Source organism: Nostoc foliaceum FACHB-393, assembly GCF_014698505.1.
Taxonomy (GTDB): Bacteria; Cyanobacteriota; Cyanobacteriia; order Cyanobacteriales; family Nostocaceae; genus Nostoc; species Nostoc foliaceum_A.
In genome coordinates this window covers 144,645-158,207 of the sequence record NZ_JACJTD010000002.1, presented here as the reverse complement: position 1 = coordinate 158,207, position 13,563 = coordinate 144,645, and the positions used below count along the sequence as shown (strand labels likewise).

Genomic DNA, 13,563 nt, shown 5'->3' with positions numbered 1-13,563 from the left:
GGTGGTGAAAATATCACAAACTAAAACCAAATAGCCATATATATAAACCAGGTGGTAGTAAATCCATGCTATACGCAATAGCTCTCATTGCCTCATTTTCTTTGAAAGAAGCACAATTTCTAGCTATAGCAAATTTTTTGGAGATATTTTTCAGGTTTGTGGTTTCTAACATGGTCTTAATTTCAATCCCCAATAGGGATTTTAGTAAGTTTCAAGCGTTTCAATACCCAATAGGGATTTTTAGAGAATTTTTACTATCAGCCAAAAATTAGCGATCGCTTAGTAATAATAGGAACAGTAAGCTAATCGTCATTTAAATTGCATCATTTTCATGGTAATAAAAGCTGCAAACTGCGATCTCAATGTGCAAATTAAATGCTTAACAGCTTATCTTTATAGCGGTTAATTTCTCCCTGTGTTTCTGCTATTTCAACTAAACTAACTTTGTTTGAGCTAACCGCAGTGGGTTTAAATGTGAGAAAAATCAAACTACTGGCTTTGATATTAATTAGTTTGACAATGGTGTTGTGGTTTAATTTGCGTTCTTCAACACCGTCAATACCGACTGTTGCATCTTCACCACCAAAAACTATCCGCTACTTCGAGCGCACTTTGCCCCAAAGCATAGCTCACATTTTGTTAATTCCAGCCAATAGCAGATTTTTGGTGACTCCTGAATTATCACAGAAGGTAGCCACTGTAGAGGAATTTGCCCAGAAGCATCGAGCCGTAGCTATTTTGAACGCAGGCTTTTTTGACCCAGCCAATCAAAAATCGACATCTTACGTTGTCCTACAAGGGAAGTTGGTAGCTGACCCCAAGGAAAATGAGCGACTGGTGAACAATCCCAACTTAAAACCTTACCTGAGTCAAATATTCAATCGTGCAGAATTCCGCCGCTACTCATGTGGGCAAACTATCAGTTATTCTATTGCCCTACACAGTCAGTTACCACCAGCAGGTTGTCAGTTAGTCGATGCTATAGGTGCTGGCCCACGCCTATTACCAGAACTCACGTCAGTAAAAGAGGGCTTTGTGGATAATTCCAATAAACGAGATGCACTTGGCAGCAACCAACCCAACGCCAGAACTGCTGTGGGTATCACTCGTGATGGCAGCGTTATTTTAGTTATGGTGGCTCAAAAACCCTCGGCTCCCGCTAACTCTGGGATATCCTTACCAGCATTAGCTGATTTTATGAAAACTCTTGGTGCTGATCAAGCAATGAATCTGGATGGGGGGAGTTCGTCTTCACTTTATTACAAGGGCAAAACCTTTTACGGGAAGGTTGATTTGGAAGGAAATCCTATCAAGCGTCCCGTGAAGTCAGTTTTGCTGGTTCAGGAAAATTAGTTTTGAAGGCTATCTGAGGGAGGAAGTCTTTACTACCCTCTTACCGCCGACTGCGAAAACCCTGTCTTCCATTAACTTGGTCAAAGAGGACATCGTATTTATCAAAAAAGGCGATGCCAGTATTTACAAATATAGGAAGTTCTGCTTGTGGCGAAATACTCAAATTCCAGCGATTAAATCCGTCGCGGGTTCCTGGTGTCAGGCTGTAATCAAAAATGCTATTAATTGCTACTTTCAAAGCTGAACGTAACACTCCTGGCTTGAGCTTACCTGCTGTAGAAGCTGACTTGAATTCAGTCAAACCATTAATGGTTCCAGTATCAGTGATCATTTTGCCATTACAAGAATTTTTAGCAGAACTCCCAGCAAGAGTTAAACAAACTTTGCTCAGTTGAGAGTCCCATCTGTTACCGGGTACACCATTAATTTCGCTTTGTTTACTCCAAGGAGCCATTTTGAAACCTGCTTGGTTATTAGCAGTCAAACCGAGAATTAGGTTGCCATTGTTGTTACTACCACCATTTCCAATCACTATAAATCCGTTACTCAGATTTCCTGGTAATTTTCTCAACGGATTATAGGGAAGTGACTTTTCAAAATAGTTGACACCGATAATACCAGAAAATGGCGCACCACTCTTTGCTGAACAATTAGGTTTTTGGGCAATACATTGGCGGCTAGTAACAACTTGTACCGGAACTGGTTCTGCGGCGGGAAGCAAACCAAATCGGACATTAGCATAAACTAATTCTCCCTCCAGGATAGTACCATCGCTTAATACTTCCTTGATATTTTGTCCTGTTTTGCGGATAGGAGCATTACCTAAAAACTCTTTGGGAACTCGCAGCCCTGCTGACCCTGTATCTAATAAGATACGTCTTGGCTGACCACCTGCGATCGCTATTTCCAGAAAATAGCCACGAACACGTTGGCCAAGGGAAGGTTTTGGATATAAAGGTAGGGATATGGTATCAAAAGTTGGTTTGCGGGGTGTATTTTGAGAGATATCGCGCAACGCTGGGTTTGGAAAAAGAGCCGCAAATGCTGACTGTCGTTGCGCTGCTGGTTCAGGCGCGATATCCCAAAGGCTTTCGTAGTAGAAAAAGCCGCTACCTAAACCGCGTTGTTGCGCTGCTTGCACCTGGGATTGGATTTGTGGCATGGAAACTGGGCGATTTCGTAACCCCGCCATAATACCGATACCAGTTGGGATGATTTTTTGGGTTTCTAAAATTTCTGGGCGGGTAATTTGAGCGATAAAACTTTCTAAATCATTACGGTATACTTGCATGACTAACTCATCGACAATACCTAACCGTACCCAGTTGAGCCAGTCTTGCAGTTGCAGCTTGTAGGCAAAATCATAGTAATTGGGAGAAACTGAGAAGATAGCATTCGGTTTTCTAGCTTTCACAGTTTGGTGGAGGTCTACCATGAATGCAGTGATTTTATCTGCCCGCCATTTTATCCATGCTTGGGCTTGGGGATTCGGTGGGGGAGGATTGCCCGTTTCTTGAGTATATAGACTAATTGTGTATTTATCGTAACCAAAATCCACAGGTAAACTCATGTGGTCGTCAAATTGAACGCCATCAGCATCGTATTGAGTAATGACTTCCATCACGAGTTCGGTGATAAACTTTTGCACTTCCGGGTGAAACGGATTCAACCACGCTACCTCACCCGCAGCACTAATTGAAGTTTGAGTCCCATCCGGCTTTTGTGTCAGCCAATCTGGATGCTGGGATGCGAGTTCCGAACTTAGGGGAACCATGAAACCAAATTCAAACCAGGGTATTGCTAGTAGACCTTCTCTGCGGGCTTGGCTGATAATGTCTGCAATCACATCTTGTCCATCTGTTCCTTTGAAGAAGAAGGGAATACCCTTTTTTTGCATGATGGCGCTGGGATAATGTGTATAGCCATCGTTCCAGACTACTGGATAAACGGTGTTAAAGTTTAGCTGCCGCAGTTGGCTCATGGCTGCTTGCACCTTTGAGCGATTTCTGAAAACGTTAAAATCGTTACCACTCAGCCATACCCCCCGAATTTCTTGACGAGGTTGAGGAGGTAGTTGGGCAAAGCTAGGGGCAAAGCTGTTGATTAGCAATACCGTAACGAATGATATCAGACATAATAATGGCAGCAGACGCTTCCTTAAAAGCCACCAACCTTGATGAATGAAAGGCGATGTCTGACGACTAGGCGCAACTCTACCAGACGCTTTGCGTAGCTTGCTGCGATATAGGAATAAGCTACGCACGGTGTTAACTAGTAAGTTGGTTAGAGTAGCATTGATTTCTATGCTTTTTTCCCAGAACTGATTTGTCATTACTTCTGCTGACTAAATGAGGTTAATTGGTTATATTCATTCCATATAAACGTTAAATTGCTACACCAGGAAAACTGATACAGTAATTTAGCTGCAAGATAGTTGACGCAGTTATAGGGTTTGTGGTGCCAAATAGAAATGTTTCAAATACAACCTCTAATAAATTCTCGCTGCTCTCATGCCTACGCCTGGTAGATTTTTTGCATAGCACCATTCCTCCTATTGGAATTAAGTCAGAATAATAATAGGCAATCATAGAGGGTGCTGTTATGTTTCGTCTAACTCAAATTGTTCGGAACTTGTTCCTTCGTCTTCAAGGCTTGTTTGGTGTTTTATTCAAAAGTGTTTCCAATGCTGTAGGAAATTTATTTGGTTTTTTTGCCAACCTGTTTGGATTTACAAGGTCTGATTATTTCTTGGAATCTGATGAGGCGCAAGGTATAAAGCAAGCTTCTGCAAAAGAGCCAATTAAAACGAATCAGGATAACACTTCTAAAATTTCTGCCACTAACCGCCGTCGTCCTAATGCCAAAATTGACGACTACTACCTCAATATGGCTCGCGATGTGAAAAAGAACTAATAAAAGCCATCAATTGGAGGGTGGTTTTAGTAACGCGTTAGCGTTCGCGGAGCTTCTTGTAGAGAAGCTCGCCGTAGGCATCGCTTTGCCAGGGTAATATCATCTCAATTAGGCTTGACACAAGGACTCAGAAGACTTTTAGCCTGCACTATGCCTTATTGGTTAGTAGTGCATAGGCTACGCCTATGCACTGCAAGGAAAAGGTAGAGGCTACCAATTAATTACGGTACTAAATTGACAATCTCAACTCGTTGCAAAAACCTCTCAAAAAGCTGACAATCCTCTTGACTCAGCCCAGAAAACGCGAGAAATTCAATTTTGCTAATAACTGAAACTCCAATCCAATCAACATCTTGGAGTAATTGAATAAGTTGAGAATTTCCTTGAAGCAGAGCTACTATCGCATTCGTATCCAACACGTAGCGATTACCACTCATCGCGTAGATTTCTCTGCATAGCTACCGCATCTCCCCGCCAAGTTAATCACCCTACTAAATCAGAGAAATCATAACTAGGTTGCTGCTTTTCCTATGACGAAACTGGATTCAAAATAACTATAATTTCTACTTAAACAGCCGCTAACTGCGTTGGAATATTAAGATTTAAATATCCTGATTCATCAATTTTAGTTGTAAGTTTTAAAACTTCCATTGCCAAATAATTAGTAAACCTCATCTTATTCTAAATTTTGTAGAGCGAACACTGCTCAATCAGATCCCCAAAACCCCGACTTTTCAAAAAAGTCGGGGTTCTTGTACCTCACGATAAATCCTATTCTCATTCCCTGTTCTACCTAGGGCGTGTTTTGAAACTATTCCTTTAGCCTCCTAACTTTTTAGATCCCCCTAAATCCCTTCCATCCATAATTTACTAGCACTTGTGTGTACACCGTAACCGCAGACTTTAAAAATGGCACCTTAGCCGATTACTCAAAGGACTGGGCGATTTTGAAGCTCAACAAGCCTATCGGTAAAAAATATGGTTATTTGGGCTGGAAATCCCTACCATCTTCTCGTTTGGTTGGCGATACGAATCTAATTACTTTATGCCTAGTTCTCTAATTTTTTGGTGGTGCATGAGCATAGTATCAGTTTTCTCAAAAACTTCCGCCTGCACTGCTTATAGTGTGAGAGCGTTTTTCTGAAAAATCATCCAGCCACAATTAACAGATTTGTATGTGCGTAGGCGTAGCCCGACACAGGCATCGCACATACAACAATAACTATATCCAGCTTGAGGCTGGACAATAGCTAAAGATATTTTTGAGATTGAATGTTTACTTGATTTTTAACTTACTAAATCAACTAAGGCGTTGCTTTGAAAGCGGACTATAGATGAAACTGAGCAACCGCGATAATTCTCAGAGGTGAATACTGATAGTGTGATATTAGCTTGACCGGGATCTAAAATGCGTTTTACCTTGCAGATTTGCATTTTGTTGTTGCAGTAAGCAACAATGCGATCGCCAGCTTTGACTTCCAACGCTTGAATTTTCAATTAATACCAACCTTGCCAGGAATTTGCTTAGTTAAAGGAAAAATATATTGCTATATTTCACTTGCTCAACAATAGCAATGTTTATTTAGCGTAACACAAAAATTAAAATTTTTCAATGCTATCAATTTAATCTTGATAATGTCAAGTTTATTTTTGCTCAAAACACTATATAAATGATGGATTTTCAGAAACTATGGATAAAATCCCAACTTTTGTGCAGCGTCTCGGTCGTAGCCTCTGTTAAATCATCCCACGGCTTTTCATGAAAAGCCGTGGGATTTCGAGTCATTAGTACCAATGACTAATGACTAATGACTAAATCGGCGGACCGCTATCCTGGACACCCCTTTTGTTGGGATGGGATTCCCCCCGATGTTCATTATTTCTTCGAGTATAGATTTTTTATTTCTATGTTTTTGTTACAATTAATAAAATTTTTACCTAAAAATACCACTATGGCTTTATATGCTGAATTACATAGGCACCTGGGCGGCTCGGTCGTACCCAGAGTTTTATGGCGATATTTCGAGCGACATTCTTCGGATTTGATTTCTCGCTTTGCTGACTATTCAGAATTTGAAGATTTTTATACTCGCCCACGCAACACCCTGGATGAGTATTTAGAATTACACACTCTCGTAGAAAGTGTGCAAACTGTGGAGACTTTACCTTACTTTATCTATCGCTTGGTGCGGGGTGCTTACATTTTTGAAAATTTGGCTTACCTGGAACTGCGTTACACTCCATATTTACGGACACCTGAGCATCTGAATCAATCACAGAGAATTGACAAGATGACAGAAATTGTGCAAGTAGTAGGACTTGCTAGCCACCAGCCAGAATATCCGATTGTTACTAGCCAAATTCTCTGTATGCACACGCGCCTACCTTATGAAGTGAACAAGGCGATTGTTGATTTGGCGGCGCAAAATAAGCAGTATGTCTGTGCAGTAGATGTAGCGGGGGGTGATAGCTATTATGCCGATCGCTTAGAAGAATGGATTAGCTTATATGATTATGCGCGATCGCAGGGCGTTAAGACCACCGGACATTTATATGAAACCACTGCTGGCTGTTACCCCGAACTCTTACCCTATCTCATGCGAATCGGTCACGGCATCCAAATTCCCTTACTATATCCAGAGTTACTTAATGATGTCGCTAAACGCGGACAGTGTTTAGAGGTTTGCCCCACAACTTACCTGAAAACTGGTACTTTGCAGGATATCCGTCAACTCAAATTAGTTTTTGATCGTTGTTTTGAAGCTGGGGTAGATATCGCTATCTGTACTGATAATGCTGGATTGCACAATGTGCGTCTACCATTTGAGTATGAGAATCTCTTGACTTATAACATTATCAGTTTTGCCCAACTACAAGCTTGTCAGGATGCAGCTTTCCGTCATGCTTTTGCTTGGCCTTACAGTCAACGTCCCGCATCCCTGTTGAATGGGTTACTGAAACCTGAACCACCTAAAGTTTTGGCAACAAGGGATAGTAATTAACCACCATCTAGAGGTAAGCAGAAAGTAAGTTAATTCAATGTTAATTAATGTTGCAATCAGTTAGTTTTGATGATGCCGTAGAGAAAGCTGTAATGCACAGTAGATATCTTGCAAAAGTCAATTTTTTAGGGATTAAACCACAGATACACGCAGATATTTTATCGGTGTTTATCTGTGGTTTCCTTTTCGCTAATTCAGATTTTTGTTAGAAGTCTAATGTGCAGTACAAAAAACTAGCAATTATGCAATAAATAGACTTGCATTGAGATAGAAATCCTAAATCATTCGTGAAAAAAATCTATTGCCTATTGCCTACCTCCACGACAAGTTCACAATCTCATTTAGAATTGCTATATATCTGGGTTAAGTTTAAGCGGCGACACCTTCTGTAGCACCACCGACTGAAATCCAAGCTGCAAGACCACCTTTGATTTCCGCTACCTCAACAAACCCTTCTCCTCTCAGAATTTGTGCAGCCTGGGTTGATTGTTCGTCACTGTCGCCATAAATATAAATATGGCGTTCTTTATGTAAAGCAGATTTGGCTCTAGATGCCAAATCATCTAATGGGATGGGTATTGCTCCACTGATTCGACCGTTATTGTAGGTGTGGCGCTCACGCACATCAACAATTGTAAAACCTGGTTGACCCCATTGCAAACGGGTCTTTAACTCATGGACATCAGCAACTAAGTTATTACTCATAAGTTTTCTGGTTCATCACCTCACAAGCAATTTATCAAAAATCTTCCTTTAATTGAGTTTTCTTTACAATTAATAAAAATTTCTGGTCAATTCGCCTGCTTATTTCTCCAAGCTACGGGAAGCTAAAGCTACATCTCCCCCAGTCTTTTTCTTCTCTACGGCTGCGCGTAGCAAGATCCCTGTAAAGGTACAATTTTTAATTTTTAATTTTTAATTTTTAATTGATTTCTCCCTCCACTTACCTTGCACCCAGAAGCTATAAACTATAATTTATGGCATCTACTATTCAAGCTCTACCAACAGAAGTCGTATATCTCATTACATCTGGTGAGGTAATCGACTCTTTTGCTTCTGTGGTGCGGGAATTGGTAGAAAATTCCCTAGACGCAGGTGCAACGCGAATTGTGGTTTCTTTATGGCCGCAGCAATGGCGAATTCGTGTTGCAGATAATGGTTGTGGAATGAACCTAGATGATTTGCAACAAGCAGCCACAGCCCACAGCACCAGTAAAATTCGCTCTGGTGCCGATTTATGGAAAATTAACAGTTTGGGGTTTCGTGGTGAGGCGTTACACAGTTTAACGACTTTGGCAGATTTGGAAATTTTGAGTCGTCCTGTGGGTGGAAACTTAGGATGGCGGATTAGCTATGGCGATAGTGGGGAAGTTGTGCAAGTTGAAATAACTGCGATCGCACCTGGTACAGTGGTGACAGTTTCTCATCTTTTCGGTAACTGCTCATCTCGTCGTCAGGGATTACCCACAGCAGCACAGCAAATGAAAGCCGTGCAAGCCACAATTCACCAAATTGCCCTATGTCATCCTCACGTTACTTGGCAGATTTGGCAAAATGACCGTCAATGGTTCACCATCTCTCCAGCTTCGACAACTGGGCAATTGCTACCACAGATTTTACCCCAAGTGCGACAAGGTGATTTGCAAGAAGTCAAACTCGAAATACCCAACCCTCCCAACTCTTGTACAGACGCGATGAATCGCGTCTCTCCCCACTCAGCACTCAATTTAGTGGTAGGATTACCTGATCGCTGTCATCGTCATCGTCCAGATTGGGTACGTGTAGCCATTAACGGACGGATGGTTAAAACGCCAGAACTAGAGCAAACGATATTATCAGCATTTCACAGAACATTACCACGCGATCGCTATCCAATTTGTTTCTTACATCTTGCCATTTCCCCTGATCAAATTAATTGGAATCGCAATCCAGCGAAAACAGAGATTTATCTCAACGAAATCATTTATTGGCAAGAACAAATTACCCAAGCAATTAACCAAGCACTCAGCATTTCTTCTAACAATCTTAAAGAAGCTGTTCACACGACACGAGTTAGTAAATTACTCAAAGCCGCAGAAGCAAAAGGCAGCTACAATTTCAATTCTCAAAATCCTAACGAAAATCCCAAAACTCCTAACTCCTCACTCCCAACTCCTAACTCTTTAAAAGCTGTCGCTCAAGTTAGCAACACCTATATTGTGGCGGAACATCCAGGTGGTATGTGGTTAGTAGAACAGCATATTGCCCATGAGCGAGTTTTGTATGAGCAACTATGCGATGATTGGCAACTTGTTCCTGTCGAACCGCCAATCATTCTTTATCAATTATCGCCAGCGCAAGTATCACAACTGCAACGCATCGGTTTAGACATAGAACCCTTTGGCGAACAACTTTGGGCAGTTCGTAACATACCTGCACCTTTGCAACAGCGAGACGATTGTGCAGAAGCAATTTTAGAACTTAGTTGGGGAGGCGATTTACAAACAGCCCAAGTAGCTGTCGCCTGTCGCAGTGCAATTCGTAATGGTACACCGATGAATCAACAAGAAATGCAGACACTTTTAGATAATTGGCAACGGACTCGCAACCCCCGCACCTGTCCCCACGGCCGACCAATTTATTTATCTTTAGAAGAATCAGCTTTAGCCCGGTTTTTCCGGCGTAATTGGGTAATCGGTAAAAGTCACGGAATTTGATGTTTTCAGTAAGTGTACACACAAGTCAAATTACCCCCTTAATCCCCCAGATGTATTGGGGGGAAAAAATTAGGGGTTGTCCGAATTCAATAAACGGCTGCCCGAATTCAATAAACGACCGCCCGAATTCAATAAACGACTGCCCGAATTCAATAAACGGCTGCCCGAATTCAATAAACGACTACCCGAATTCAATAAATGACCGCCCGAATTCAATAAACGACCGCCCGAATTCAATAAACGACTGCCCGAATTCAATAAACGACCGCCCGAATTCAATAAACGACCGCCCGAATTCAATATAGGAACTTATAGCAATCTTATTTGAGTTGTGAAAATTTTTGTTATGGTCGTCCTTGGTCATTTGTGATTACAAAGGACTAATGACTAATGACATCTTCACGCCTAAGCCTATGTAAAAACAATTGCAGAAATATTTATAAGTATAATATTGTAAAGAATGTTTAAATAAGAAAGGCGATGTCTACAACAGGCTACGCCTACGCAGACTCTTGACCGAGGGCGATCGCCTTGCATTTAACCCCAGGGTTTTACCCCATCCTAACCCTCCCCGATGGATTGGGGAGGGAACTAGATATCTTTTTTCCCCCTTTATACGGCAATACAGTTCTGTTAAGCTTTTTTCTCTAAAGAAAAAATACGGTATTCCTCGTATCGATATGGTTAACTATGCTTGCGATCGCTCAAAATGCCAGCATCAATCATACGGTGATATTCGTCAATCGTCCATTTAGCAACAATAACAGTCATGACGATTGATTCCTCCCAATAATTCTTGATATTTTCCCATATTAAACGTACTTTAAAGGAAGCCGCTAGCGTGTTTGTGTCTATATAGCCAAGGCTTACAATCATTGTAGGCGGCTGTAATTATTGACAGAAATGGTATTAGTTTTTATTGAAGTTTAATACTTATATCTTCGGGTAGAAGGAAAACAATATTGTAATTTATAAGCTAGTTGTGAAGTTTTCTGATGGATGAAATTATGCTGAACATTATTGCTTGGATAATTTTGGGTTTAATTGCCGGAGCTATAGCAAAAGCTATTTATCCCGGTCGTCAGGGTGGTGGAATTGTTTCAACTATGGTTTTAGGTATTGTAGGTGCTGTGATCGGTGGAATTTTAGTTACTCTTTTAGAGACAGGAAGATTTCAATTAACTGCTGCAACTCTCAGTATCCCCGGTGTAATTGTTGCCGTAATTGGTGCAATAATTGCGATTTTTATCTGGAACCTATTAGCTAATCGTGCCACTCATTAGTTTAATTAAATACCCAGCAAAATCAATCATGGTTAGAACCAATTTCTTAGTAATTCTCCCTTGCAAATTTTACGCAGACACAAAAACTCCACTTACTAAAAGTTAGTGGAGTAATTAATGTTAGACTATCAGTTATGAATCATCGCTACGATTTGCACTGTAAAAACTAAATTAGTCTAAAGCTTTCTTAAGTTCGTCTTTAATGTTTTCTACAGTGTGAGTAACTTGGGCTTCAGCTTGCTTTGCTTGTCCTTCAGTCTTATCTTGTGGATTACCGGTTATTTCACCCACAACCTCTTGAATTTTTCCTTCAATATTTTTCGCAGTAGCTTCTACTCTTTTTTCGGCACTCATGGTTTTTATTTCCAGCTTGTAGTTGATTCAGTTATTACATAAACTAACAGTACTGTATTATTTTTGACTTCCATCAACCGATAGAATAATCTGGTAGATGATCTTATCTTAAGATATGTACGAAGTGCTATGGGAGCACCCAACGTAAAAAATATGAATATATAGCAATCCTATTTGATTTGTGAAAATTCGCGCTGTCTAGATCCCCGACTTCTCAAAGAAATCGGGGATCTAACTTTTCACGAATGATTTAGAAGTGCTATATACATCTTCATAGAGAATTAGTATAAGTCAACGTGAGTTCGATGAACCTCTCCCTCCCAGCCTCCCTCTCGAAACGGAAAGGGAGGATCAACGAAAAATTCAGCTTTTTGCTCCTCTCTCCGACACGGAGAGGGGTTGGGGGAGAGGTCAAATAAAACTTGTCGAACTCACGTTAAGTTAAAGCAAATTTTCAACAAAAGGAAAGTCAAGGAGTGGCAACAAAACGTAAAAAAAATGTATGGAGGAGTGAGATTAATGACATCATTCGGGGTGCTTGTGGAGGATTTTTATTTGGCATACCCTTGCTGTATACAATGGAGGTTTGGTGGATTGGATCGTTAGCAAAACCACAACTGATGATGATGGCGATCGCATTCATGTTTATTGTGGTTTACTTGCTCAATCAAATAGAAGGCTTTCGGAAACGCAGATATACTTGGCTAGCTTATCAAGCGGCAATGGATACCGTAGAAGCGATCGCAATCGGACTAGCTTGCTCTACCTTTGTGCTGCTACTATTGCGAGAATTGACACTAGAAACATCCCTAAAGGAATCTTTAGGTAAAATCATCTTTGAAAGTGTGCCCTTCGCTCTCGGTGTAGCATTAGCCAATCAGTTGTTGGGAGATAATGGAAACAGCAATGCACAAGGACAAGCAACCGATCAGGTAAACAGCACAACCAAGAACAAAGGGGATGATTTACACGCCACCTTTGCCGATGTGGGTGGAACCCTGATTGGAGCAACCATAATTGCATTTAACATTGCTCCAACAGATGAAATTCCTATGCTTGCAGCCGCAGCCTCACCACCTTGGCAGTTGGCAATGATCGCCACATCTCTGCTGATTTCTTATGGCATTGTATTTCAGGCAGGCTTTTCTGACCAGCAAAAGCGAAGACAGCAAAAGGGAATTTTCCAACGACCATCAAGCGAAACCATTATGTCTTATCTAGTTTCACTACTAGCAACCGCTTTTATGTTGTGGTTCTTTCAAAAGTTAACTTTTGGCGACCCTTGGACAATGTGGTTAGATCACACCTTAATGCTGGGGTTACCTGCAACTATTGGCGGTGCAGCCGGAAGGTTAGCAATATGACTAAAACAGAACAACCACCACGCTCTATTGCAGAGTGGGTGACATTCAGCGTTGCCTTACTTATCCTAGGAATCGTTGTGAGTTTGGTAGGCTACACTTGGCTGAACGAAAAGAATCAACCTCCCATCCTTTCTGTTACCAAAAAACAAACAATTCGGGAAGTTGACGGACAATTTTATGTTCCCTTTGAAGTCGAGAATACTGGAGGAGACACGGCCGAATCAGTCCAAATTATGGCTGAGTTACTAATTGACGGTAAAGTTACAGAAACAGGAGAGCAACAGATCGACTTTTTATCTGGTGGGGAAACTGAAGAAGGCGCATTTATATTCAGCCAGAACCCAGCCCAAGGTGAGTTAAATGTGCGTGTTGGTAGCTATAAATTGCCCTAGTGAAGATTTAAAACCGCAGATATAGCGATTTCCATGTAAACGAGGGACACGGCAATGCCGTGTCCCTATAAGTATCTGTGTTCATCTTTGGTTAATTATTTTTTTCTGTATGTTACCTAACCCATGCGGGAACGGTTATAAACAGAGACGAACACAAGTAAGGGACTTCCAACTAAAAAAATATCCCATCGCTTTCTTGGCAGGGG

At 41.1% G+C, this 13,563-nt stretch carries 14 protein-coding genes; 7 read left to right on the top strand and 7 right to left on the bottom strand.

What is annotated here, in order from left to right; genetic code table 11:
- Positions 1–13 precede the first annotated feature (13 nt).
- Complete coding sequence (locus H6G92_RS02450) at positions 14–172, bottom strand: hypothetical protein (protein ID WP_190890351.1); 159 nt, start codon at positions 170–172, stop codon at positions 14–16.
- 302 nt (positions 173–474) lie between these two features.
- On the opposite strand from H6G92_RS02450, the gene H6G92_RS02445 reads away from it, so the two are divergent.
- Entirely contained in the window at positions 475–1,353 is an 879-nt protein-coding gene (locus H6G92_RS02445) for a phosphodiester glycosidase family protein (RefSeq protein WP_313889929.1), read from the top strand.
- 40 nt (positions 1,354–1,393) lie between these two features.
- Here the strand turns inward: H6G92_RS02445 and H6G92_RS02440 are convergent, their stop codons facing one another.
- Entirely contained in the window at positions 1,394–3,685 is a 2,292-nt protein-coding gene (locus tag H6G92_RS02440; RefSeq protein ID WP_199344657.1) for a glycoside hydrolase family 10 protein, read from the bottom strand.
- Between the two features lie 269 nt (positions 3,686–3,954).
- On the opposite strand from H6G92_RS02440, the gene H6G92_RS02435 reads away from it, so the two are divergent.
- On the top strand, positions 3,955–4,266 hold the full coding sequence (locus H6G92_RS02435) for a threonine dehydratase (protein ID WP_190890349.1): 312 nt from the start codon (positions 3,955–3,957) through the stop codon (positions 4,264–4,266).
- 221 nt (positions 4,267–4,487) lie between these two features.
- On the opposite strand, the gene H6G92_RS02430 is transcribed toward H6G92_RS02435, so the two are convergent.
- Positions 4,488–4,703, bottom strand: coding sequence for a hypothetical protein (locus tag H6G92_RS02430; RefSeq protein ID WP_242059033.1), 216 nt, complete (start codon positions 4,701–4,703; stop codon positions 4,488–4,490).
- 850 nt (positions 4,704–5,553) lie between these two features.
- Positions 5,554–5,763 (bottom strand): hypothetical protein, encoded by a 210-nt coding sequence (locus H6G92_RS02425; RefSeq protein WP_190890347.1) that lies wholly within the window; start codon positions 5,761–5,763, stop codon positions 5,554–5,556.
- A gap of 455 nt (positions 5,764–6,218) precedes the next feature.
- On the opposite strand from H6G92_RS02425, the gene H6G92_RS02420 reads away from it, so the two are divergent.
- Positions 6,219–7,268 (top strand): adenosine deaminase, encoded by a 1,050-nt coding sequence (locus tag H6G92_RS02420; protein ID WP_190890748.1) that lies wholly within the window; start codon positions 6,219–6,221, stop codon positions 7,266–7,268.
- Positions 7,269–7,637: 369 nt separating this feature from the next.
- Here the strand turns inward: H6G92_RS02420 and H6G92_RS02415 are convergent, their stop codons facing one another.
- Positions 7,638–7,973 (bottom strand): rhodanese-like domain-containing protein, encoded by a 336-nt coding sequence (locus tag H6G92_RS02415; RefSeq protein WP_190890345.1) that lies wholly within the window; start codon positions 7,971–7,973, stop codon positions 7,638–7,640.
- A 272-nt stretch (positions 7,974–8,245) separates the two neighbouring features.
- Between H6G92_RS02415 and mutL the strand changes: the two genes are divergently transcribed.
- Entirely contained in the window at positions 8,246–9,964 is a 1,719-nt protein-coding gene (gene mutL, locus H6G92_RS02410) for a DNA mismatch repair endonuclease MutL (RefSeq protein ID WP_190890342.1), read from the top strand.
- Between the two features lie 684 nt (positions 9,965–10,648).
- Here mutL and H6G92_RS39160 read toward each other — a convergent pair.
- Positions 10,649–10,840 (bottom strand): hypothetical protein, encoded by a 192-nt coding sequence (locus H6G92_RS39160; RefSeq protein ID WP_242059032.1) that lies wholly within the window; start codon positions 10,838–10,840, stop codon positions 10,649–10,651.
- A gap of 134 nt (positions 10,841–10,974) precedes the next feature.
- On the opposite strand from H6G92_RS39160, the gene H6G92_RS02400 reads away from it, so the two are divergent.
- The gene (locus H6G92_RS02400; RefSeq protein ID WP_190890745.1) at positions 10,975–11,247 is read left to right on the top strand and encodes a GlsB/YeaQ/YmgE family stress response membrane protein; all 273 of its coding nucleotides are present in this window, start codon (positions 10,975–10,977) and stop codon (positions 11,245–11,247) included.
- Positions 11,248–11,418: 171 nt separating this feature from the next.
- Here the strand turns inward: H6G92_RS02400 and H6G92_RS02395 are convergent, their stop codons facing one another.
- Positions 11,419–11,601: a CsbD family protein gene (locus H6G92_RS02395; protein WP_190890341.1), complete on the bottom strand. Its 183-nt coding sequence runs from the start codon at positions 11,599–11,601 to the stop codon at positions 11,419–11,421.
- Positions 11,602–12,077: 476 nt separating this feature from the next.
- On the opposite strand from H6G92_RS02395, the gene H6G92_RS02390 reads away from it, so the two are divergent.
- The gene (locus H6G92_RS02390) at positions 12,078–12,965 is read left to right on the top strand and encodes a TIGR02587 family membrane protein (RefSeq protein WP_190890339.1); all 888 of its coding nucleotides are present in this window, start codon (positions 12,078–12,080) and stop codon (positions 12,963–12,965) included.
- Positions 12,962–13,357, top strand: a complete 396-nt coding sequence (locus H6G92_RS02385; RefSeq protein WP_190890336.1) for a TIGR02588 family protein — start codon at positions 12,962–12,964, stop codon at positions 13,355–13,357. The genes H6G92_RS02390 and H6G92_RS02385 overlap by 4 nt, the downstream gene beginning before the upstream one ends.
- Positions 13,358–13,563: the final 206 nt, after the last annotated feature.